Annotated in this window: 19 protein-coding genes; 2 read left to right on the forward strand and 17 right to left on the reverse strand. The window is 26.5% G+C overall.

The genetic code is table 4. From position 1 onward, the window contains the following. Positions 1-124 precede the first annotated feature (124 nt). Positions 125-2,953, reverse strand: a complete 2,829-nt coding sequence (mgtA, locus tag D500_RS03805) for a magnesium-translocating P-type ATPase (protein ID WP_008363060.1) — start codon at positions 2,951-2,953, stop codon at positions 125-127. A 342-nt stretch (positions 2,954-3,295) separates the two neighbouring features. Here mgtA and D500_RS03810 point away from each other — a divergent pair, with 342 nt between their 5' ends. Beyond that, a complete protein-coding gene (locus tag D500_RS03810) occupies positions 3,296-4,519 on the forward strand; it encodes an MSC_0882 family membrane protein (protein ID WP_008363058.1) in 1,224 nt (407 codons plus the stop codon). A 72-nt stretch (positions 4,520-4,591) separates the two neighbouring features. Here D500_RS03810 and D500_RS03815 read toward each other — a convergent pair whose 3' ends face one another. The 12 genes from D500_RS03815 to rpiB form a co-directional block, all read right to left on the reverse strand. Continuing rightward, complete coding sequence (locus tag D500_RS03815; protein ID WP_008363056.1) at positions 4,592-4,891, reverse strand: hypothetical protein; 300 nt, start codon at positions 4,889-4,891, stop codon at positions 4,592-4,594. Then, complete coding sequence (atpD, locus tag D500_RS03820) at positions 4,891-6,318, reverse strand: F0F1 ATP synthase subunit beta (protein ID WP_040538473.1); 1,428 nt, start codon at positions 6,316-6,318, stop codon at positions 4,891-4,893. Before atpD ends, D500_RS03815 begins: the two co-directional genes overlap by 1 nt. 8 nt (positions 6,319-6,326) lie before the next feature. Then, positions 6,327-7,169: an ATP synthase F1 subunit gamma gene (gene atpG, locus D500_RS03825; RefSeq protein ID WP_008363053.1), complete on the reverse strand. Its 843-nt coding sequence runs from the start codon at positions 7,167-7,169 to the stop codon at positions 6,327-6,329. Position 7,170: 1 nt separating this feature from the next. Beyond that, positions 7,171-8,748, reverse strand: coding sequence for a F0F1 ATP synthase subunit alpha (gene atpA / locus D500_RS03830; RefSeq protein ID WP_008363051.1), 1,578 nt, complete (start codon positions 8,746-8,748; stop codon positions 7,171-7,173). Between the two features lie 11 nt (positions 8,749-8,759). Beyond that, a complete protein-coding gene (locus D500_RS03835; protein ID WP_008363050.1) occupies positions 8,760-9,305 on the reverse strand; it encodes a F0F1 ATP synthase subunit delta in 546 nt (181 codons plus the stop codon). A gap of 1 nt (position 9,306) precedes the next feature. After that, complete coding sequence (gene atpF / locus D500_RS03840) at positions 9,307-9,852, reverse strand: F0F1 ATP synthase subunit B (RefSeq protein WP_008363048.1); 546 nt, start codon at positions 9,850-9,852, stop codon at positions 9,307-9,309. Between the two features lie 29 nt (positions 9,853-9,881). Then, positions 9,882-10,187 (reverse strand): ATP synthase F0 subunit C, encoded by a 306-nt coding sequence (gene atpE / locus D500_RS03845; RefSeq protein WP_008363046.1) that lies wholly within the window; start codon positions 10,185-10,187, stop codon positions 9,882-9,884. A gap of 30 nt (positions 10,188-10,217) precedes the next feature. Then, the gene (locus tag D500_RS03850; protein WP_008363044.1) at positions 10,218-11,078 is read right to left on the reverse strand and encodes a F0F1 ATP synthase subunit A; all 861 of its coding nucleotides are present in this window, start codon (positions 11,076-11,078) and stop codon (positions 10,218-10,220) included. Then, a complete protein-coding gene (locus D500_RS03855) occupies positions 11,078-11,473 on the reverse strand; it encodes an MG406 family protein (protein ID WP_008363042.1) in 396 nt (131 codons plus the stop codon). The genes D500_RS03850 and D500_RS03855 overlap by 1 nt, the downstream gene beginning before the upstream one ends. Before the next feature lie 138 nt (positions 11,474-11,611). Then, a complete protein-coding gene (gene upp, locus D500_RS03860) occupies positions 11,612-12,235 on the reverse strand; it encodes a uracil phosphoribosyltransferase (protein ID WP_008363039.1) in 624 nt (207 codons plus the stop codon). A 98-nt stretch (positions 12,236-12,333) separates the two neighbouring features. Then, on the reverse strand, positions 12,334-13,575 hold the full coding sequence (locus tag D500_RS03865; RefSeq protein ID WP_008363038.1) for a serine hydroxymethyltransferase: 1,242 nt from the start codon (positions 13,573-13,575) through the stop codon (positions 12,334-12,336). After that, positions 13,559-14,002 (reverse strand): ribose 5-phosphate isomerase B, encoded by a 444-nt coding sequence (rpiB, locus tag D500_RS03870; RefSeq protein ID WP_008363036.1) that lies wholly within the window; start codon positions 14,000-14,002, stop codon positions 13,559-13,561. The genes D500_RS03865 and rpiB overlap by 17 nt, the downstream gene beginning before the upstream one ends. 78 nt (positions 14,003-14,080) lie before the next feature. Between rpiB and D500_RS03875 the strand changes: the two genes are divergently transcribed. After that, positions 14,081-14,377 (forward strand): rhodanese-like domain-containing protein, encoded by a 297-nt coding sequence (locus tag D500_RS03875; RefSeq protein ID WP_008363034.1) that lies wholly within the window; start codon positions 14,081-14,083, stop codon positions 14,375-14,377. An 8-nt stretch (positions 14,378-14,385) separates the two neighbouring features. On the opposite strand, the gene D500_RS03880 is transcribed toward D500_RS03875, so the two are convergent. The 4 genes from D500_RS03880 to D500_RS03895 all read right to left on the reverse strand — a co-directional run bounded on the left by D500_RS03880 (position 14,386) and on the right by D500_RS03895 (position 25,440). Further along, the gene (locus tag D500_RS03880) at positions 14,386-16,551 is read right to left on the reverse strand and encodes an MAG2960 family serine endopeptidase lipoprotein (protein WP_008363033.1); all 2,166 of its coding nucleotides are present in this window, start codon (positions 16,549-16,551) and stop codon (positions 14,386-14,388) included. A 74-nt stretch (positions 16,552-16,625) separates the two neighbouring features. Then, positions 16,626-20,393 carry a DNA-directed RNA polymerase subunit beta' gene (rpoC, locus tag D500_RS03885; protein WP_008363031.1) on the reverse strand — a complete coding sequence of 1,256 codons (3,768 nt, stop codon included), beginning with the start codon at positions 20,391-20,393 and terminating at the stop codon, positions 16,626-16,628. 12 nt (positions 20,394-20,405) lie between these two features. Continuing rightward, positions 20,406-24,275 carry a DNA-directed RNA polymerase subunit beta gene (rpoB, locus tag D500_RS03890; RefSeq protein ID WP_008363029.1) on the reverse strand — a complete coding sequence of 1,290 codons (3,870 nt, stop codon included), beginning with the start codon at positions 24,273-24,275 and terminating at the stop codon, positions 20,406-20,408. Next, complete coding sequence (locus D500_RS03895) at positions 24,265-25,440, reverse strand: hypothetical protein (protein ID WP_008363028.1); 1,176 nt, start codon at positions 25,438-25,440, stop codon at positions 24,265-24,267. The genes rpoB and D500_RS03895 overlap by 11 nt, the downstream gene beginning before the upstream one ends. Positions 25,441-25,563: the final 123 nt, after the last annotated feature.

Below are 25,563 nucleotides of genomic sequence, written 5' to 3' on the forward strand. Positions count from 1 at the left end.
ATGATTATCAGAAAATATGATTTTGAAATTATTTTGTAAAAATATTTTTAGATAAAATAAAAAGTTCAAACACAAAATTTGCATTTGAACTTTTGTAGTAAAATTATTTAATATTTATTAATTACTATAATCATTTTTTAAATGCTTTTTTATAACCCATTTTAGCAAATTGAGCTACTAAACAATAACTAAATATAATAGTTATAGAAATTGGAATATAAATTAATCCTGGATTTTGTAATTGAACTAAACTACCAATTGGACCAACATAAACAATTGTAAATGCCATAATTGTAGCAATTGAACCAATTACATAAACTGGTCAAGTTGATCGAGATTGAATAACTGGTATTTGTTCAGTACGTAATACTTGGAAAACAAATGTTTGAGATAATAATCCAATTATAAATCAACAAGCATGGAATTGTGCTAATGATTGATTTGCTAAAACAGCATTATTTTGAGCTATTGCACTATTATAACTAGTAACAAATCCAAAATAATATCCAGCAATTGCAAATGTTATTAAATCAAAGATCGTACTAATCGTTCCATTAATTGTTGTAAATGGTAAGAGATCTTTTGATTGTCAACGTTGAGGAGAAGTTAAAAATGTAGCATCAACTTTATCTAAAGCAACTCCAAATTGTGAAAAGTCATAAATTAAGTTTTGTAATAAAATTTGAGCAGGAGCCATTGGTGAAAATGGTAATCATATTGTTCCAATTAAAACTGATAAAGCATTACCAAAGTTAGAAGCAGTTGTAATTTTAATATATTTTAAAATATTTCCAAAAATAGTTCTTCCTTGAATAATTCCTTTTTCTAAAACTAATAATGATTTTTCTAATAAAATAATATCACTAGCATCTTTTGCAATTTCTGTTGCATTATTAACTGAAATAGCAACATCAGATTGTCTTAACACAGGAGCATCATTAATTCCATCTCCCATATATCCAACTACGTGATTATTTTGTTTTAAAACTTGAATAATCTTAACTTTTTGTAATGGATTTAGCTTAACAAAAATATTATTTTCTTCAACAATCTTTTTTAATTCATAATCACTTGCAGCATCAATTTCTTCACCAGTTACTAAACCTTTAATATCTAAATTAACCATTTTACAAATAGCTCTAGTAATAGGTTCACTATCTCCAGTTAAAATTTTTAAATCAACACCATATTTTTTTAATAACTTAATAGTTTGTTTTGTTGATGGTTTTGGTGTATCTAAAAATGATGCAAATCCCATAAAGATTAATGATTCTTCATCTTTTGGACTAAATTTAGCTTGATTATCTCTAATTCTTTTATACCCAACACCTAATAAACGCTTTCCTTGCTCATTAATTGATTCATAATAAGCAATAATTTGTCTTTTATAAGCATCAGTTAAATTAACTACTTTATCATCTTGAACAACTCTTGTACATGAATTTAAAATTTCTTCAACACTACCTTTTGTAACCATAAAACGTTTTTCGTTTTCATCATCAAAAATAATAGTTAGTTTTCTTCTATTAAAATCAAAAGGTATTTCATCAATTTTAGTAATGTCTTGAATCGAAAAGTTATGATTGTGTTTATTTACATAATCAACAATTGCTTTATCCATTGGATTTTTTAACCCAGTTTGATAATAACTATTAATATATAAATATTTTAATAACAATGGATCAGCTTTTTTATCAACTCTTAAATAATCAATAAGTTCAATCTTATCATTAGTTAAAGTTCCGGTTTTATCAGTACATAAAACATCAATAGCACCAAGTGATTGAATCGCTTCTAATTGTTTTACAACTACTTTTTGTTTTGACATTTTAGAAGCACCATTTGCTAGATTTGTTGTAACTATCATAGGTAACATTTCAGGAGTTAATCCAACAGCTACAGCTACAGCAAAAAATATAGCTTGAAATCAAGGGTTATCTTTAATACTGTCAAAAGATCCACCACTTGAGATTGTTCCAATAATTGATTTTGCTAAATAAACTGTTGGAACCATTACAAGCATAAAAATTAATAACATTCTTGTTACTTGCTTTATTCCTTTAGTAAAACTTGAATCAGGACGTTTTTCTAAAATTGCTTTGCTAATTGTTGAAAAATAAGTGTCATTTGCTGTTGCTAAAACTAAAGCTAAAGCACTACCAGAAACTACACTAGTTCCTGTATAACAAATATTTTCTAAATCTAAAATATTGTTTGTATTTTTTTTATTAGTTGCATGTTTTTCAACTGGTATTGATTCACCAGTTAAAGATGATTGATTAATAAATAAGTCAGTTGATTGAATAATTCTTACATCAGCTGGTAACATATCTCCACTTGATAAATAAATTAAATCACCAGGTACTAATTGTTTAACATCAATTTCTTCACCAAGTCTAATTAAATCTAATTGGTTTCTTTTAGTAATTTTTAAATAATCTTCAACATCTTCATCATTTTTATGTCTAATAATATTAGTTGTACTTCTTACAATAGAACTAATTTTTTTAGTAACTAAATGAGATCTTAATGATTGAATAAATGAAGCTAATCCACTACCTAAAACCATTATTAAAATGATTAAACCACCAACTAATTCAAATTTTGAATCACTTGAATTTGTATCTTGATAAAACCCATTTGTTGCATATGAAATAAAATTATATAAAGATATTAGTAATAAAACGATATTAAATGGTCCAAAAAAAGCATGAATAAATTCTGTTATTAAGTTAAACTTTTTCTTTTTTAATTCATTAGTTCCATATTTTTTTAATCGTAATTCATATTGTTCGTTAGTTAATCCAAAGTGCTCTAAATTCATTATTTCTAGTACTTCGTTTTGTTCTAAATTACTAACTTGTTTTATAAATCTTTCGTTTGCAAAATGAGCTTTTTTCTTGTGTCTTGTTATTTTTTTAGGAGAAAACTTTTTCTCTTTAAATAAAAACATTTCTTCACTCCTTTACAGGATTAAATAATGTTATAAAACACCTATGAAAATAAGAAAATAGAGAGATTATTTATAACAGTATTTAATCGATATATATTTTGACTATGGGACTCAGGACTTTCGTCAACTGAATTGATTATACTTATCATAAATAATCACCACCTTAACTATTTAATTATACTTTAAAAAAACCTATATATAATAGAATTTAAAATAACTTATCAACATTAAAACTATAAAATAAAACTTGTACATATAAACAAAAACTTTTGCTATTAAAATATCTCGATTGCTTGATTTTTATAAAATTAAATAGATGATAATACAAACAAGGAGATAAACATGCGCGATTATAATTCAAATGATAATTGAAACAATCGTCGTAACTATCCACCAAATAATAACAACTATAATCGTAGAGATGATAGATACTATCAACAAAATCAAAGACCTAATAACTATAATGACCGTTATGAAGATGATAGATATTATCAACAAGATCCAAGATATAATCCTAATTATTATGATGATAGATACGAACAAGATGATAGATATTATCAACAAGATCCAAGATACGAACAAGATCAATATTATGATCAACAATATGAACAACAACAATATGAACAAGAACAATATGAACAAGAACAAAATAATGTAGATTCTAATGGTAATGTAAAATTTGTTCCTGATAAAAAAATCAAGCGTATTGTTAAATTTAACACTACAAAATCTTTAATTAGCATTCTTATTTTAATAGAATTAATTGCATATTTTGGTATGTTTTTAGTTAATCACTATACTCATTTTTTATATGATCCAAGCAACATACAAAAATATCACAAAGCTCTTCAGGGTTGGTTACAAACAATGAATGGTTTTAAAGTCTGACATTTATCTGTAATAATAGCAGTGATTTCTGTTTGTCTTATTATTTATATAGTTGTAGCTTCAACACTATTTAGTAACTATAATAAATATTTAAAAGATATGCAACAAAGAACTGAAGAATATGAAGCTCAAAAACTACGCATGCCTTATCCTAGAAAACCAGAAGAAGGTAACCCACCTTTATTAATTAAAAAAATGTATGAAAAACAAATCAAAAAACCATATTATGTTAACTGATTTAGTTTTGCTGCTTATATTTATTTAATTGTAGCTGCGATTATTTATACAATGTTTGTGATTTTTAAATGAGGTTCACAAAAACTAAGTGATCACGAAGCAGTTCATAAAATAGGTTTAAAACAATATTTTGTTCAACCAGGTCAACTAACACCTTATTACATTTTATTAGGTATTTTTCTAGCTATAGTTTTAATTCATATTATTGTTTTACTATCAGTTAAATATGTTAGAAATGCTTTAGAAGAATATTGAAAAGTACCAATTTTTTCAGATGAAAAGATTAAAGATTTTGAAAAGAAAGCCAACCGTAGATCATTAATTATATTTATTATTTTAATTATAATTGCATTCTTTGTTTTAGCATTCTTCTTTATATTCTTTAAAATCGAAAGAAGAAAAGGATCAATATTTAGTTTATTAAAAAGACCAGGCAAATAATAAAAACTGCTTTAGGCAGTTTTTTTATACTAAAAAACCTATACTATTTTAGTTAGTATAGGTTTTTAATTATTATGTTAGTTTTAAAGGAGTGGGTAATTCTTTGTCTTGTTTATCTACAAGATATAATTTTTCAGTAATTATTTTGCATTGATTTTTACTAATAACTACTAAACCTTGATCAACATGAATATAAGTATATGTATTTTTTTCTTTAAAATTTAAAGTATCATTTCTTAAAGCTGTTGCAAATGGAGCCATATTAGATAAAACCCCAATATCTCCATCAATAGTTTTAAGATTAATTATATCTACTTCTTTTCCTTCAACAAAAGTACCATTAGGTGTTAAGATTTTTAATTTAATACTCATTATTTTTCTTTGTCTTTGTTATATTTTTCAATAACATCATCAATAGTTGAAGAATATAAGAAGTAAGTTTCAGGAATATAATCTACTTCACCATCTAAAATTGATTTAAATGATCTTACAGTGTCATTTACTTTAACAAAAACTCCTGGTCTTCCTGTAAATTTTTCACCAACAAAAAATGATTGAGATAAGAAGTTTCTAATTTTTCTTGCTCTTTGAACAATTAGTTTATCTTCTTCACTTAATTCATCCATACCTAAAATTGCAATAATTGATTGTAAATCTTGGTATTTTTGTAATGCAATTTGAACACCTAAAGCAACACTATAGTGTTCTTCACCAACAGTTTCTGGATCTAAAACACGAGATGAAGAAGCTAGTGGATCAACTGCTGGATAAATTCCTAAACTAGCAATAGATCTATCTAAAACAATACGTGCATCTAAGTGAGTAAAAGTAGTAGCAGGAGCTGGGTCTGTTAAGTCATCTGCTGGAACATAAACTGCTTGAACTGAAGTAATTGAACCGTTTTTAGTTGAAGTAATACGTTCTTGTAATGAACCCATTTCAGTTGATAAAGTTGGTTGATATCCAACAGCTGAAGGCATACGTCCTAATAAGGCTGAAACTTCTGAACCTGCTTGAGTAAATCTAAAGATATTATCTATGAATAATAAAACATCCATATTTTTTTTATCTCTAAAATATTCAGCAATAGTTAAACCAGTTAAAGCAACACGCATACGTGCTCCTGGTGGTTCGTTCATTTGTCCAAACACTAGACAAGTTTTATTTAAAACTCCAGCTTCAATAAATTCGTGATATAGATCGTTTCCTTCTCTAGTTCTTTCACCAACTCCAGCAAATACTGAAACCCCGTTATGAGCTTTTGCAATGTTATTAATTAATTCTTGAATCAAAATAGTTTTTCCAACTCCAGCTCCACCAAATAATCCAACTTTTCCACCTTTTGTAAATGGAATCATTAAGTCAATAACTTTAATTCCAGTTTCTAGAATTTCAGTTGTTGTAACTAGTTCTTCATAAATTGGAGCATCTCTATGAATTGGTTCTCTTTTAACATCTAATTCAGGTTTTTCATCAATTGGATCACCTAATACGTTAAACATTCTACCTAAAACTTCATTTCCAACTGGAGCTGTAATTGGTGAATTTGTATTGATCACATCTAATCCTCTTTTTAATCCTTCAGTAGGACCCATTGCAATTGTTCTAACTATTTCATCACCAATATTTTGTTCAACTTCAAGAACTAATTTCTTACCATTATTATCAACAATTAAAGCATCATAAATCTTTGGTATATTGTTTTCTGAAAACTTAACATCAACAACTGGACCTAATACTTGAATGATTTTTCCCATAACTTGAGTTTTTGTTTTATCTTTTGTATTTTTAGATACCATATATCCTCCTAAGATTGGGCATTTGCTCCAGAAACAATTTCACTAATTTCTTGAGTAATAGCACCTTGGCGTTGTCTGTTGTATTTTAAACTTAAAGTTTGTTCAAGATTTTTTCCATTGTTTGTTGCATTTTCCATAGCAGTTCTTCTTGAAGCTTGTTCACTAACTTGTGATTCTATAATAGTTCCATAAATAATGGCATTTATATAAATAGAAATAGTGTTATTTAAAATTTGATCTGCATCAGGTTCAAAAATAATTTTTTGTTTATGACTAAAATTAATTTCTGATTTTACTATTGGAAAAATTCTAATTATTGCTGGTTCAAAAGTTACGTTATTAATAAATTTAGTATAAACAATTTTAATTTCATCAAATTCATGATTAATATACATTGCTAGTAAATCATTACTAATTATCTTAGCTTTTTCATTTGTAAAATTAATATCAATATTTGTGATTTGATCTTTAATTGTAATTTTTTTAGCTTTGAAAAATGATACAGCTTTAGATCCAATAGCAAAAATTTGATCATCTGGTTTTAAATTTTGTAAAACTAGTTTATTAACGTTTGAATTATATCCACCACATAAACCTAAATTAGAATTAATTACAACTCATAAAGTTTTTTTAGTTTCAAAATTACTTTCTTTTAGAAAAACAGATTTATCAGCTTGACTAATAATATCATTAAATAAAGAATATACTTCACTTACATAGTTATGAGTATCAATTACTCTTTTACTAATTTTTCTTAACTTAGCTGAAGCAACCAGTTGCATTGCATTAGTAATTTTTGAAATATTTTTAACAGATAAAATCTCTGTTTTTAATCCTTTTAAATTTGGCATACTATTTACCTAAATTTTGATATTCTACAATATTTCCAAATGTTTCTGGTTTATATTCTTTAATATTTTTAGTGATTTTAAGAACTACTTTTTGAGCTTCTTTTAAAATTTCATTTTGTAAAGATTCATCAAAAGTTTTTTGTTGATCTAGTTTTTTTCTAAGCTCATTTGCATTTTTATCATTTTTAAAATGTGATAGGATTTCGTGTTTGAAATTATAAATACTATCAATTGGTAATCATTTTAATAAGTGAGATTTAATAGTTAATAATAAAATAGCTTCGTCAACTTGTTCTAATGGATTATATTGTTTTTGAATTAACATTTGAATTATTTTTGCACCTTGATCTAAAGTAGCTTTAGTTGTTTCATCTAAATCAGATCCAAATTTAGCAAACGATTCTAATTCATAATATTGAGCTAATTCTAGTTTTAAAGTTCCTGAAACTTGTTTAATTGATTTAATTTGAGCAGCAGATCCAACTCTTGAAACTGAAGGACCAATATCAACAGCAGGTCTTACACCTTGATTAAATAATTCACTTGATAAAAAGATTTGTCCATCAGTAATTGAAATAACATTAGTTGGAATATAAGCTGAAATATCTCCTGCTTGAGTTTCAATAATTGGTAAAGCTGTTATTGAACCACCACCATAGTTTTGATTAACTCTAGCAGCACGTTCTAATAATCTTGAGTGAAGATAAAAAACATCTCCAGGATAAGCTTCTCTTCCTGGTGGTCTTCTTAAAAGTAGAGACATTTCACGATAACTTACTGCATGTTTTGATAAATCATCATAAACAATTAAAACATCATCTCCACTTTCCATTCACTCTTCAGCAATTGTAACTCCTGTATATGGTGATAGATATTGTAATGGGGCTGGTTGACTTGCTCCAGCATTAACAACAACTGTATAATCCATTGCACCATATTTTTTAAACTTTTCAACAACTTGAACAATAGTTGAATCTTTTTGACCAATTGCTACATAAATACATTTAACATTTTTATTTTTTTGATTAATAATAGCATCAATTGCAATTGCAGTTTTTCCAGTTTGACGATCTCCAATGATTAACTCACGTTGTCCTTTACCAATTGGAATAGCTGAATCAATTGCTAAAATTCCAGTTTCTAGTGGTTGAGAAACAGATTTTCTAGCCATAACTGAAGTAGCAACTCTTTCAACAGGTCTAGTTTTAGTAAAGTTAATTGGTCCTAAATTATCAATTGGTTGACCTAAAGCATTAATAACACGACCTAATAAAGCATTACCAACTGGAGCTTCAACAACTTTATTAGTTCTTTTTACTATATCTCCTTCTCTAATTAAAGTTTCATCACCTAGAATAACAGAACCAACTGCACCTTCTTCTAAGTTTAAAACCATCCCATAAACATTATTTGGAAATATTAGTAATTCACCCATAATTGCATTATCTAATCCATAAACTAATGCAATACCATCACCAACACTAATAACTGTTCCTTGTTCAGTTTTTACTATTTCTTTATTATAATTTCTTATCTGTTTTTCTATCATCTCAGAGATTTCTTTGATATTAAAACTCATCTTAAACCTCCTTATGTATTCATTTCTTTTTTAAGAGCTTCTAATTTAGCTTTAATAGAACCATCAAAAACCTTACCATCAACACTAACTTTAACTCCACCAATTAGTGTTTTATCGATTTTATTAACTAGTTCAACTTTTTTATTAACTTTATTTGAAATTTTTTTCTTGATTGCTGATAGTTGAGTTTTAGTTAGTAATTCAGTTGAATAAACTTCACCTAAAACTATATTTTTATAAGCAAGTAATTTTTTATATAAAGCTTTTAAAATCATTCTTGTATTTATAAACAATTGATTTTCTACTAGAATTTTTAATGCATTAATTAAATAAATATCAAACCCAAATGGACTAAAGGTATTTTCAATAACTAAAACAGCTTGTTTTTTTTCTTCATTATTAGAATAAGCAAGAATTTTATTAAAATCATCTTTATCTTTTAGACATTGAATTAAAGCATCAACTTGAACAATATATGTATCAACTAATTTTTCTTTAACAGCAATATTGTATAAAGCTGTTGCATAGTTGTTTATTGTACTATCTTTTAAAATCATATTATTCTAAATCTTTAATAAAGTCTTCAACAAGTTGTTTGTTAGTTGCTTTATCAATTTCTTTACTTAGAATTTTTTCAGCAGAATTAATTGCTAAATTAACTATAGTATTTTTAATTTCTAATTGTGCTTTAATTTTTTCTTGTTTAATAGAATTTTGAGCATAAGATTGAATGTTTTTTGCTTGTAAATTAGCATTATCAATAATTTTATTTTTTTGTAATTCAGCATCAATTCTAGCTGTTTTAATAATTGATACTGATTCAGTTTTAGCTTCTTCTAATAAAGTGTTTGCTTGTTTTATTTTAATGTTTGCTTGAGTTTGCTTTTCAATAGCATCACTTAAAACTTCAGTAATTTTTTGTCTTTGTTTATCAATCATTTGTTTATATGGTTTATAAACTAATTTTGTTAAAACAATAACCAAAACAATTGTTGCTAATAAGTGTGCTATAAAGTTTGGTAAATTAGGAAAAAGTGATTCAATGATTTTTGGCACACCTTGAGTGGTTGCTCCAATCACCATATTTAAACCTACAGATAACACAATTTATTATCCTTTCTTAACAACAAAATCTAAACAACAAAGATTAATAAAATAGCAATAACTAGTGAATAAATTGCTCCAGATTCAGAAATACCTGCAGAAACTATCATTGTTGAAGTAACTTTTGGTGCCATTTCAGGGTTACGACCAATTGCTAAACAAGCTCCTTGTCCAATTAAACCTTGTCCAACTCCAGTTCCTAAAATTCCAACAGAAGCTAGTCCAGCTCCGATGTATTTAATATTTCCTTCAACTGCTAAAATGTTAGGTAAAATTATTGATAGTGCTGTTAGATAATTAGCTAAAATGTTTGACATAAATGCTGTGTGTAACATGTTATATTCCTCCTTTAAAGAATATTTTTATTATTGATATTTTGTAGTTATTTCTTCTTTAACTTGTTCGATTAAATCAGGTCTTTTTACATTATCATCGATTTGTGCTGATCAATAAGATAGTGTTAGCATTGCAAATACTGTTGATTGAATCACACCACTAAATAAATCAAAATACATATGTAAAAAAGGCATAATTGGTGTTGTAAATAAGTTTAATCCTGCTCATCAGTATTCATATTGTTTTAAATATCCATTTTCTACTAATTCAGGATTTCAAATTGCATAAGAAGCTCATCTAGTTGCTCCTTCAACTTGAATATTATTTACTCCTCAACTTAATTGAAAACCAATTAACAAACCATATAATAAACCTAAAATAATAGATCCACCAATTAAATTACCAAATAAACGGAATGATATGGAAATTAGTGGCGTAAATTGTGTAAATAATTCAACTGGGTTGATATATTTTTTAAAAAACGCCAGTTTTTGGTATTTAATACCAAAATAATAAATCATAATAAAAGTTACCATTCCCATAGATAAAGTAACTGTAAAAGAAGTCCCTTGTGCTTCAAGTCCTAATATCGAAAGAAGACAACCTATGAAAATGTATGCAAATAAATACATTATATAAGGTGTGAGTTTTCGGTATTTTTTACCTAATATTGAAACTACTATATTTTCAACACTAGCTACAAAAACATTAACTAGTACTAAAAAACCGGGCATTTTATCATCAATATTATAATTTTTAACTTTTTTATTATAGATAATTGAAATCGTACAAACGATAATTACAACTAATAAAATAGTAATTAAAATACCGTTAAACTTATTTCAAGTTGATAAATTATCTTTTATTGATGAAAAAGTTATTAGTTTCATTAAGTTCCTCCTTTCTTTTCTAGTCTTTTATGTATAAAAAATGGTATTACTAGATTTGAACTATAACCAATTAAAATACCTAAATAACTAAAAATATTTTCATTACTTAATAAAGCAATAAAAAGTGGAATAACATATATACCTATTCTTAAAAGGAACATAAAATACAATAAATAAGGATTTTGATATTTTATTATTAATAACTTAGTTAAAAACAATAAAAATATTGCCACATACGAGCAAAAATAAGCTACAAATATACTTATTAAATTAATCCAATTTATTATTTTAATAGCTGATAAAACTATAAAAACTATAATAATTACCAACCATCAAATAGTATTAAATATTAAAGCTTTTCTTAGTTGTTTATCTAAAAAAGTTTGCTTTAACATCTTAAATGAACCTTTCTTGAAATATGCAACTCCTTATATATATTCTACTCTCTTTTTAAAAAAAACATTTATTTTTTAAGACCTATAAATTAGAGTAAATAAAAAATGATACCTTAAGGTATCATTTTAAAATAATTATTATTTTGTACCAAAGATTCTATCTCCAGCATCTCCTAATCCTGGAACAATATAACCTTTTTCATTTAATCTTTCATCTTTTGATGCTGCATAGATTTCAACATCTGGGTGTCTTTCTTGCAGTCTTTTAATACCAGGTTCTACAGCTACTAAACAAACAAACTTAACTTCTTTAGCTCCTCATTGCTTAACAATGTCAATTGCCTTACATGCACTACCACCAGTTGCTAACATTGGATCAACTACTATTACATAACTTTTATCAATATCTTTAGTAGTTTTTGCAAAATATTGATGAGTTTCTAATGTTTCTTCATCTCTATATAATCCAATATGAGCAATTCTTGCTGTTGGAATCAATTTTTGAATTCCATCTAACATTCCAATTCCTGCTCTTAGAATTGGGACTAAAACTACTGGTTGATTAATTTTATATCCAGTGGTTTTTGAAACTGGAGTTTCAATTTCAACTGGTTCTAGTTTTAAATCTCTAAAAATTTCATAAACCATTAATTGAGCTATTTCGTTTAAGTTTTCTCTAAAATCTTTTGAAGAAGTTTCTGTTTTTCTCATTCTAGTTAGCTTATCTATGATCAGTGGGTGTTTAATTTCTGTAAATGCCATAATATGTTCTCCTTTTTCATGCGTTCGAATTATTTTATAATAAATAATTTTAAATAGCAAACTTTTTTTAAAAAAAGTACTCAAAAGAGTACTTAACCTTAATATTTAATATTTTGATATATTGGGAATTTTTCACATAAACTTACAACTTGTTTTGCAAGTTTTTCTAGATTTTCTTCTGATTGATCTTTTAAAGCACTAACGATAATTAGTCCAACTTGTTTAAATTCTTCTTCTTTAAATCCTCTAGTAGTCATTGCTGGAGTACCTAGTCTAATTCCAGAAGTATAAAAAGGTTTTTCAGTATCAAATGGGATCATATTTTTATTACAAATAATTCCAATTGATTCTAAAATCTTTTCAGCTTTTTTACCTGTAATTTGTAAAGTAGATTTAACATCAACATTAATTAAATGATTATCACTACCACCAGCTACAAGTCTTAAACCATTTTCTTGTAAAACATTAGCTAAAGCTTTACTATTTTTTACAATTTGTCTAGCATATTGTTTAAATTCTTCAGTTGAAGCTTCTAATAAAGCTTGAGTTTTACCAGCAATAAGATTTTCTAAAGGACCACCTTGTGAACCAGGAAAAACTGCTGAATCAACTTTTTTTGCAAACTCTTGTTTACATAAAATTAATCCACCACGTGCTCCTCTTAAAGTTTTGTGAGTAGTTGTTGTTACAATATCAGCATATTCCATTGGATTTGGATGAACTCCAGCAGCAACTAGTCCTGCAATATGAGCCATATCAACCATTAAATAAGCTCCAACTTTATCTGCAATTTCTCGAAATTTTTTAAAATCAATAATTCTAGAATAAGCACTAGCACCAGCAACAATTAGTTTAGGTTTGTGTTCTAAAACGATTTGTTCAATTTCATTATAATCTAGTTGTTCAGTATCTTTATTAACTCCATAAAATCTAAAATCATATGTATTTCCTGAAAAATTAATATGATATCCGTGTGTTAAATGACCACCAGCATCTAAACTCATAGCAACAACACGATCTTTTGGTTCTAATAAAGCTTTATAAGCTGCATCATTTGCTTGACTTCCTGAATGAGGTTGGATGTTTGCATGTTCAGCATTAAATAATTCTTTTGCTGTTTTGATTCCTAAACTTTCAATTTCATCAATAAATTCACATCCACCATAATATCTTTTTCCAGGATATCCTTCAGCATATTTATTAGTTAAAACTGATCCGTTCAACTCTAAAACAGCTTCAGAAACATAATTTTCAGAAGCAATTAATTCAATATGAGATTGTTGTCTATGTAGTTCTTTTTGTAGTGATTCTTTTATTAATGGATTAATTTTTGTATTCATTTAAAGTATTAACTCTTTCTATATGTCTTCCACCTTCAAATGGTGTGTTTAAAAATACGTCAACTAAATTAATAGCTTTAGCAATTGCAATAATTCTTGCTCCAAGTGCTAAAATGTTTGCATCATTATGAATTCTTGCTAGTTCAGCTGTTTCTTTTTCATAAACTAAAGCAGCTCTTGCAGTTTTAACTTTATTTGCAGCAATACTAATTCCAATACCAGTACCACAAATTACAATACCTCTACTATTTGGATCATTTACAACATGTTCAGCAACAACTTGACCAATTTTTGCATAATTACATGATTTTCCATCATTATTTCCAAGATCAATAACTTCATAGTTTTTTTCTTTTAAATGATTAACAATTGCTTGTTTCATTTCAACTGCACTATGATCATTTCCTATATAAATTCGATTTGACATACTAACCTCTCTTTTAAAATATTTTACAATAATATTTTTAATAATTTTTAGCAAGTAAAATATTATTAGGTGAGCTTAATGAAAAATTCTATAGAAATATCTAATGAAAAATTTTTTGAATTATTAGATAAAGGTTGACAAGTAATTGATGTTAGAGATAAGTATGAATATGAAAATTTTGAAAAATTTTTACCAAGTTTAAACATATCTTATCCAGAAGTTTTAGAAGATGTTAAAAAGAGATGACCTAATTTAGATGTTAAATTAATTTTTGTATGTAATCACGGAAATAGATCAGGATTAACTGCTAGATATTTACACAAATTAGGTTATTTTAATGTTTATGTTTTAGATACAGGTATAGCTGGATTATAAAATATTTTCTAGCTATTTTTATTTTTAGGATTTAACTTAACTGTAATTAAATTATCTTTTTTTAGTTTTTTAACAAAATCAGTTCTGATATTACCATTAAAACCATTTTCATATGTACTTTGACCTTGCATTAAGCTTATTGCATTTGTAGATGTATTATGTTTTTCATCTTTAGTTAATAAATAGTTTACACCAATTAAATTAAATGAAGAATCAATTGCCATAGATCCAGAAGATCCACCATCAAGAGCATTATGATCTTTATTTTTTTCTATTCTAGTAAATAAACTTGAGTGTTGAGTTAGAACAGTTTTTATCATTCCGTGTTGATCTTTTATAAAAGGTTGGGTATATTTTTCTCAGTTTTTATGATGTGAATTTCAATCTTTATTTTCATTTTCATTATATTTAGTTCATAAACTTTGAAAATTACCTTCTTTAACATATCTATTTTGAGTACTAATAATTCCACCAATTGATTTATTACCTTTAAACTCATAAAGTGGCTGATAAGTCCCATTATAATCAGCATATCTTTTTAAAAATGGATAACCTGCATAAAATTGAGTTTTTAATGGTGTAAATAATTCATTTTTACCTAAACCAATGTGTCAATCTCTTTCTTTATCTGTTCCAATAACTTTGTCTAATTCAGGTAGAATATTTTTTAATTTGTTTTTATCTATTTTTAATCTTAAAATTACAAAATCTGCTCCACCATTTTTAGTTGAACCAAATCTAGTTGATTCATCAAAATTCTCAATATAAACTTGACCAGCATGTGGTGTTTCTGTTTTAAATCCAGAAACATTATAACGCGGTGTGTAATAAGCAGCTTGTAAGTATTGTTCTTCAGCTTTAAAAGTTGGTTGAAATCCTGAAATTTCGGTTACATTATTTGAAGTTAATTTATCTTGGTTTAACCTTGTTGTCATAAATTCAGCTTTTTTAGAATTTCATTGATTTTGAAAATCATAAAAACCTGCTTTTCATTTGCTAGCTTTTGCATTAGTGCTATTTTTAGAAAAATATATAGATTTATCAAAAGTTTCTGCAAGACTAAAAACGTGAATATTTGTTGCTAATAATAATTCTCAATACCCTTTATCTTCAAGTTCTTTATTAACAACTCGATCTAATACTCACATAGTTCCGCCTTTAAAATCTTGAATCATTTTGCCTGATCTAAGATCAAAAGGATCTTCTCATCATCTATTAACACCAACTAATAAACTAAAACTTCTATCATGAATATATTGATAAAAATCTAAGTTTTTCTTTAATGAACTAGTATTAGTTTGATTTATTTTTTGATAATATTTTTGATTATTTTTATCTGTAATTAATATTTCAAATTCACCTTTTTCATCATCAAAATTAGCTTTAATGTCTTTAACACTTTTAATTTTATATAACCTAGAAATTGAATCAAAATCCATATAATAAAATAACTGACTTAAATTTGAAGGTAAATAACCAAAAGGATTTTTTAAAATAAAATTATTAAAATCAAAATTTAATGTTTTACTAGAATCAATTTCTTTTTGTTCAAACTTATTTAGATAAGCTTGTTTTACCATTCCATCAACTGAAAGTTGATCATTATAAAAAGCTACTTTTTCTTCATCAGTTTTTCCTAAATCACCATATCAACCAATATTTTTTGAATGTTTTCAAAACTCATTATCAGTATTTTGATCATAACCATTTCTAAAATCAACTGGGTTATTATAATATCCAGTTTTTAAAAACACATTCATATTATGTGATCCTGTAAAAAACTTATTTGTAGATCTACTAATTGTATAAGCTGAATTTTTTAATAAAAAATCAGAATCAAATAAATGAGCATCTGTAAAATACTCAGGGTTTTTATCTATATCATAGATCTTGTTTGAATCATAAACTAACTTAGATCTATTACTTGGAATGTCATTTGGTTTAGGTTCAATATCATTGTTTGGTTGATCATTTTGATTATTATGATTATTATTATCTATAAAGTGATTAGGTTTTTTGTCTTGATCTGATTTGTCATTATTTGGTTTTTGATTTGAATTAGGAATTGTTGGAATTTTATAAGAATTAGGATAATTATTATTACAACTAATAACTAATAAAGATGAACTAGTAACTAAACTAGTTAATAAAATTAAATTTAAAGATTTTTTCATAACTAATATTTTTTATTTAATTATACTTATTTTTATAATAAAAAAAATCTCATTTAAAATGAGATTTTAATCGATTAATATTCATTATTATGATAAGTTTCAGCTAGTTCTTCAACTTCTTTTGTTCCAGTTAAACCAGTACCAGCTGGAATTAAGTTACCTAACATAATATTTTCTTTTAATCCTTCAAGTTTATCTTCTTTTCCTTTAATAATTGCTCTAGTTAATACTCTAGCAGTATCTTGGAATGAAGCTGAAGATAATCAAGAACCAGATTCTAAAGGTGCTTTTTTAATACCAAAGATTTGTGCTTTTGATAATGGTGGTCTTATTGATTTAACAATACAATCTTGAACAACTTCTTTATAGTTTTGAATAGTAATAATTTCTCCAGGTAATAAATCAGAATCACCACTATCAGTAATTTTTACTTTATTTAACATTTGTTTAATGATGATTTCAATATATTTATCTGAGATTTCAATACCTTGTAGTCTATAAACTTTTTGTACTTCTTTTAAAATGTAGTTTTGAACATCTTGAATTCCACCAAATTCTAATAATTGATGTAAATCAATAGCTCCTTCAGTTAATTTTTGACCAGCAACAACACTTGAACCTTCTTCAACACGTAATACTGAGTTAAATTCAGTTTTGTATTTTTTAACTTCTTCATTTTCAGTAACAATATTAATTACAAAAACACCATTATAATCTTCAATTTCACTAACTACACCATTAACTTCAGAAATTATAGCAACTGCTCCTTTTGGAGTTGTAACGTCTAGTAATTCTTTAATACGAGGTAGACCTTGAGTAATATCAACATTACCAGCAACTCCCCCAGTATGGAAGTTACGCATTGTTAATTGAGTACCAGGTTCTCCAATTGATTGAGCAGCAATTACTCCAACTGGTTCACCAATATTAACAACTGATGCTGTAGCTAAGTTTAATCCATAACATTTTTGACAAACACCACGTTTATTATCACAAGTTAATACTGATCTAATAATTACTGAACTAATTCCTGCCATAATAATTTTTTCAGCAATATTTTTATCAATTAATGTATTAGCTGTAACAATTAAGTTTTTATTATCATCATAAATGTCTTCAAATGTATATCTTCCAACTAATCTATCTTTTAATGGAACAATAACATTATCGTGTTTTGTATCAATAATTGCTGATACTTCAAATCCTTTAGTTGGTTCACAATCTTCATTAACAACAACAATTTCTTGAGAAACGTCAACTAATCTTCTAGTTAGATATCCTGAATCTGCAGTTTTTAAGGCAATATCTGCCATACCTTTTCTAGCACCGTGAGTTGAAACAAAGTATTCAGAAACTGTTAGTCCTTCACGGAATGATGATTTAATAGGAATTTCTTTAATATCACCTTTAGTATCGTTCATCAATCCACGCATACCAACTAATTGAGTAAAGTTTGAAACATTACCACGAGCTCCAGAATCAACCATTACAAAGATAGGGTTTTTAACATCTTTACGTAAAACTGTAGCTAATTCATTTTGAATTTTATCTTTTACATCAGATCAAACTTCAATAATTCTACGTTTCTTTTCACTAGAAGTTAACATACCCATATTGTAAAAATCAGTAATTTGTTCAACTTTTTGATCTGCTTGTTTAAATTCATCATATTTATGAGTAAACGCAACAACATCTCCAGCTGAAATTGTAGTTCCTGATTTTGTTGAAAAACTAAATCCTAAATCTTTCATTTTATCTAGCATTTCAGCAGTTTTTCTAGCACCATGTGATTCAAAATATCTTTCAATAATTAGAGATAATTCTTTTTTCTTAATTGGTTGTTGAACTTGAACATTACTAATTACAGTATTTATATCTTGTGAAAAATCATAAATAAATTCTTTAACTGCTTCTTTTGCATTTCAAATATTATTTGAGTTAATTCATGGGAAATTATCATCAAAAATTTGGTTGAAATATAATTTTCCAACAGTTGTTAATAAATAAGAATTTAATCTTTGATTTTTATTACTAAATTTTTGTTCTGGTAAAGCTGATAAAGCAATTCCGATTAATGAGTTTAAATGAACTTGGTTATTGTTATAAGCCATAAATGCTTCATCTAAACTTGAAAAAATCATTCCTTGACCTTTAGCATCTTTTTCTTCAGTTGTTAAATAGTAGTTTCCTAAAATGATATCTTGACCGGGAGTAACAATTGCTTTTCCATCTTTTGGTCCTAAAATTGCACTTGATCCTAACATTAAAGCTCTAGATTCAGCAACAGCTTCTTTTGTAATAGGAACGTGAACAGCCATTTGATCCCCATCAAAATCGGCATTAAATGCAGTTGTAACTAATGGGTGTAAACGAATAGCTTTTCCTTTAACTAATTTAGGTTCAAAAGCTTGAATTCCTAAACGGTGTAAAGTAGGAGCACGGTTTAATAACACTGGTCTGTCTTTAATAACTTGTTCTAAAGCTTCTCAAACTTTTGGATCGTTTTGTAATAACATTTTTTCTGCAATTTTTACATTTTCTGCATACTCATGATCTTGAAGTCATTGAATTACAAAAGGTTTAAATAAAGTAATAGCCATTTCTCTTGGTAAACCTGCTTGATACATTTTTAGATCAGGTCCAATTGCAATAACTGATCTTGCTGAATAATCAACACGTTTTCCTAATAAGTTTTGTCTAAATCTACCTTGTTTTCCTTTTAAAACACTAGTTAATGATTTTAATGGACGTTTATTTTTTCCTTGAACTGGTTTTGGTTTTCTTTCATTATCAAATAAAGCATCAACAGCTTCTTGTAACATACGTTTTTCGTTATTTACAATAATTGATGGTGCACCCATTTCTTTAACTTTTTTTAATCTTTCATTTCTGATAATAATTCTTCTATATAAATCATTAATTTCAGAAGTAGTAAAACGTCCACCATCTAATTGAATAATAGGACGAATGTCTGGTGGAATAACTGGAATTACTCTCATAACCATTCATTCAGGACGTTGATTAGAACGTTTTAAAGCATCAAAAGTTTCTAAACGTTTTAATAATTTAGTTCTTTCATTTGGGGTTTTTTTAGAATTTTCAAGTTGAACTTTAATAGCTTCAATTTCTTTTTTAAGATCTACTTTTTCTAATAAATATTCAACAGCTCTAGCTCCAATTCCAAATTTAGCATTAGTATATTTACTAATTAAACTAGTTGCTTCATCAATTGAAAATGGAATAGCAGTGTTTTTTAATTCTTCTAATAATCTATTAGCTTTTTTAGTATCTCTATGATTTGGATCATTAATTTGATCAATAACATCTAAAATTGTTAGTTGTAGTTTTTCTCTAGTTTTAGTAATTCTTGATGAACCTAAATCTAGAACTTCTTTTTCAACAAAATGTTTTTGATTTCCTTGTTCTAAAACAATATGAGAAACAAAGTAAACTACTTCTTCTAATTCTTTTGCTTTTAAATCTAAAATTGCAGCAATTCTATAAGGAGCAACTTTAAGCATTCAAATGTGAGTAACTGGTTCTTCTAATTCAATATGTCCCATTCTTTCTCTACGAACAATTGATTCAGTTAATTCAACACCACATTTTTCACAAACCTTTCCTTTATTCATAGGGTTTGCTTTTTTATATCTTCCACAAACACATTCATAGTTTTTAGTAGGACCAAAAATTCTTTCATCAAATAGCCCATCTTTTTCAGCTTTTAATGTTTTATAGTTAATAGTTTCTGGTTTTAAAACTTCTCCATGTGATCATGATCGAATTGTATCAGGGTTAGCTAATTCAATTTTTATTGCTTTTTTACGATTTAAATTTTCCATGTTTGCCCCCAATTATTCTTCTTCATCATCATCTAGTTCAAATGATTTTAAAATGTCGTTTTCATCAACATAAGTTAAATCTTCAAATTCAGCATCAACATCTTCATCATCAATATATAGACTATCTGTTTTTACTAAAATTTCATCATCTTCATAATTATCAGCTTCAAAGTCTTTTCTATCATATGCATTAATTGCTGATTTTTCACCATCTTCATCAATCATATACATATTAAATCCTAGACCCATAATTTCTTTTGATAAAACGTTAAATGATTCTGGAATTCCAGGTTCAGGAATTTTTTTAGATCTAACAATTGCTTCATAAGTTTTAGAACGACCTTTAATATCATCTGATTTAATTGTTAAAATTTCACGTAATGTGTGAGCTGCTCCATAAGCTTCTAAAGCTCAAACTTCCATTTCTCCAAAACGTTGACCACCATTTTGAGCTTTTCCTCCTAATGGTTGTTGAGTAATTAATGAATAAGGACCAACGTTACGTGCATGTATCTTATCATCAACCATGTGTGATAGTTTTAACATATACATAACTCCAACTGCAATTGGTTTATCTAATGGTTCACCAGTTTGACCATCAATTAAAGTAACTTTACCATAATTAGTCATTCCAGCTTCTTGCATAATTTCTTCTAGTTCTTTTTCATTTAAACCTTCAAAAACAGGAGTAATAACTTTTTGATTTAATTTTTTAGCAGCCATTCCTAAATGGATTTCTAGAATTTGACCAATGTTCATACGAGAAGGCACACCTTGTGGGTTTAAGATAATATCAACTGGAGTTCCATCTTCTAGATGTGGCATATCTTCAATAGGTAAAATTCTTGAAATAATACCTTTGTTTCCATGTCGTCCAGACATTTTATCTCCTTCTTGGATTTTACGTTTTTGAACAACATAAACTTTAATTACTTCAATAATGTCAGCTGGTAATTCAATTCCATCAGGATTTAATGCACTTTTTGCTTTAAAACGTTTAATTGATTGAACAATTCCTTCTCCACCATTTGGAACTCTTAATGAATTGTCTTTAACATTTCTAGATTTTTCACCAAATATAGCATGTAGTAATCTATCTTCTGGAGAAAGTTGAACTTGTCCTTTTGGAGTTACTTTTCCAACTAAAACATCTCCAACTTTAACTTCAGTTCCAATAGCAACAATACCTTCAGCATCTAAATGACGTTTGGCTTGTTCTGACATATTTGGAATTTCTCTAGTTACTTCTTCTTGACCTTGTTTTGTATTTCTTACTTCTAAAGTATATTCATCAATATGAATTGAAGTAAATCTATCATCCATAACAACTCTTTCAGACATAACAATCGCATCTTCGAAGTTATATCCATTATAAGTTGAAAAGGCAACAACAACATTTTGACCAATTGCTAATTCACCTTGATCCATTGAAGGTCCATCAGCAATAATTTCTCCTTTTTTAACCATATCTCCAACTCTTACAAGTGGTGATTGTGTTAATGAAGTACCATTATTTGATCTTTCATAATCTGATAAAACATAAGTTCTAATTCCAGATTCTCCATCAGTAATAATAGTTTTTGAATCAACATATTTTACAATTGCATCTTCTTTTGCAACAACAGCTTCTCCTGAGTCACGAGCAGCTTCAAATTCAATACCTGTTGCTACAATTGGTGATTCTGGTCTAATTAAAGGAACAGCTTGACGTTGCATGTTAGCACCCATTAAAGCACGGTTAGCATCATCATTTTCTAAGAATGGAATTCCTGAAGTAGCAACTGAGACAATTTGTTTTGGTGAAACATCAATATAATCAATTTCTTCAACTTTAGCCATATAGTCATCACCATTAAAACGTGAAACTATAATTTCATCTAAAATTTTTCCATTTTCATCTTGATTTACATTAGATTGAGCAATAATAAAGTTCTTTTCTTGATCAGCTGTTAAATATTCAACTTGATCATTTTGAATAATTCCATCAATAACTTTTCTATATGGAGTTGTAATAAATCCATATTCATTAACTTTTGCATAAGTTGATAAGTTATTAATTAAACCAATGTTTGGTCCTTCTGGAGTTTCAATAGGACAAATTCTTCCATAATGAGAAGGATGCACGTCACGAACTTCTAATCCAGCTCTATCTCTTGATAATCCACCAGGTCCTAAAGCTGTTAATCTACGTTTATTAGTTAATTCTGATAATGGGTTAATTTGATCCATGAATTGAGAAAGTTGTGATAAGTTGAAAAATTCTCCAATAATTGCAGTTAAAGGTTTTGCATTAATAATTGTTGAAGTTCTTACTTTATATAAATCACTTGTAGCTAATTTTTCTTTAACATTTTTATCAATACGGTTTAATCCCATTCTGAATTGATTTTGTAATAATTCACCAACAGTTCTAACTCTTCTGTTTCCTAAATTATCAATATCATCAATTTCACCAATGTTATATTTTAAGTTTAATAAATAAGAAACTGTTGATAAAATATCAGCTACAGTTATAAATTCTTCATTAGATTGACTAGTTAATCCAATTAAACAAGTAGTTTCAGTTTTTAATTCACTATCTTTATAAACTTTAATTTTTTGAACTTTTCTATTTCCAGGAATATCTGATAAATAGTTTAGATCAACACACATTACATCTTGATCTAAAATAGCACTAATTTGTTTAATGTTATGTTTATCAACTTCAGTATTTTTGGCAATTAAAACATTATTATTTTCATCAACAATATCTTCTGCTATTACTTTATTTAAAATTCTATTTTTGATTGAAAGTTTTTGTTTTAATTTAAATCTTCCAGCTTTAGTTAAATCATATTTTCTTTTATCAAATAAAATACTATTAATAAATTTAGAAGCACCTTCACTAGTTGCAGTTTCACCTTGTCTAATTTTTTTATAAATTTCTTGAACTTGGTTAGATCAATCAATTTTAAAATCACCAATAATTGAATCTTGTTGTAAAGTTTCAGCTAATACTTCATCATTATCATAAAGATCTAAAATATCTTCTTTACTAATTCCAAATGCTAATAGTAATGAAGTAGCAGTAGTTTTTCTTGATTTATCAATTTTTACATATAAAGGATTGATTGCATCAGTTCCAGTTTTTTTAGAATCAGTTTCATATTCTAATCAAGTTCCTCTACTTGGAATGATGTCTGCAAAATAGATCATTTCTCCAGTTTTACGGTTTAATTCTTTATTAAAATAAGCTCCTGGAGATCTTACTAATTGAGATACAATAACTTTTTGAGAACCATTAATAATAAAAGTTCCAGCTTCTGTCATTAATGGAAAATCACCTAAAAACACTTCACCTGATTTATAAATAGCTACATTACAAATCAATGAAGTTCTTTTATCTTCAATAATATCAATTTGAATTAGATCTGGTTTTTCTGCTTTTTTAACAGTTAATTCAAAAAAGTATGAATTTTGAGTTTGTTGTTTTAATGTAATAGATTTACCTGCAGTTTTTTCTTCTAATCATCTAGTTAAAACTTGTAAAGTATCATCTAAATTAACACCATCAAATTCTTTTTGAATTTCTTCAGTTTTATTAACTGATAGTTTTAGATTTGCATAAATTGGAGCATCATAGATTTTTGATTCTTCTCTTGCTTGTCTTACACTTAATCTAGGTTCTTTAAACCCTCAGTTTTCTAAAGTTAAAACACTTGATCCATCAAATGATAAAATTGGGAAAAACTCATCTAAAACTTCTTGAATTCCTTTAGTTTTAAATCATTCAAAAGTTTCAGTTTGAATACCAATTAAGTTTGGTAGAGAAAGGTTCATTGACACTTTAGTATAATCACGACGTTCTACATTACGATTAATTTTTCTGATTTTATAAGCCATTGTATAGTCCTTTCATGTTTACTAAATATTTAGATTTTTCTAAATATTTATCAACTATTACATATTTAACAACACTATTATTTGTTGTTTGTAATACTTGATTAGCTACTAATTTAGCTAAAGCATTTTTAATTTGTTCATCATCAAATAACTTAATCTTATTAATTGCTAATAAGGTTTTTATGTTATTAAAAGATAAACTTTTAGTATTTTGTAAAATTAAAATTAAAACAATAAAACTAGTATCATCTTCAAATACTCACAACCTTTTTTTGTCTTTTTTAGCTCATTTATAAATACAACTAGCATGATTGTATAAATTAATACTTTTTAAATAATCAGTATTAAAAAGATCAATAACATTATCAATGTTTAAATCTTTATTATTTAAATCATCTAACTCATTCATATAATCATTTGAATTTTTTAAAAAATAACAAATCGGAATTACTAACTTATATGAATTACTATATTGAAATGAGATTCACTGACATAATAAAGTTGCAAATATTAAATTATATTTTTGAAAAGGTGAAATCATAACTAATGTACTAAATATTAAATAAGTTTGACTATAAGTACATAAGTTATTAGCTTGTAAAAATTTTAAATAGTTTAGTAAACTTTCTAATTCTTTACTAATTTGTTGATTAGATAAAACATTAGAAATAAGTGTCTTAGTTTTTGGTGTTCTATAATAGTTATTTTTTAAATCTAAATCAAACTCTAATCCAACTAATAAAATACTAATTAACATCTCTAAGTTTTCTTCATTAATTAAAACTTTAGGTTTTTTAATATATTCATAAGCATAAATAATATTAAAAATTAATCGTTCTAAATAATTAGTAGGTCTTTTACCTTTTTTTATTTCTTTAAAGATTTTTAAAATAGATAAAAAATCTAAATCAGTTTTAGTTTCAATCATTACAAGTAAAGCTAGTTCATAAGTTTTTAGTTTCTTTTCAACACTAGATTCTAAAAAATCATCATAAAAAGCCTTTGTATAGTAACTTAAAAACCGATCTTTTGAAAGTTTATCAACAAAGTTATAATTTAATTTATTTGCTGTTGAGTAGGGAAGAGATGTTTTATAAATATTATTTTCTAATTTTCTATTAATTTTATTAAGTGATTTGGTGTTTAAAAAATAGTCAAAACTCATAGATTTTATCCTTTTATAGTTGACCAAAAAATAAGATAGAGCATAGCAGAAGCTCTTAACAACTAAACTATACTCGATTATTTAATTATATTTTTTTTTAATGTGAAAAGCAATTAAACACAC

This window comes from Mycoplasma feriruminatoris (assembly GCF_000327395.2).
Lineage (GTDB): Bacteria > Bacillota_I > Bacilli_A > Mycoplasmatales > Mycoplasmataceae > Mycoplasma > Mycoplasma feriruminatoris.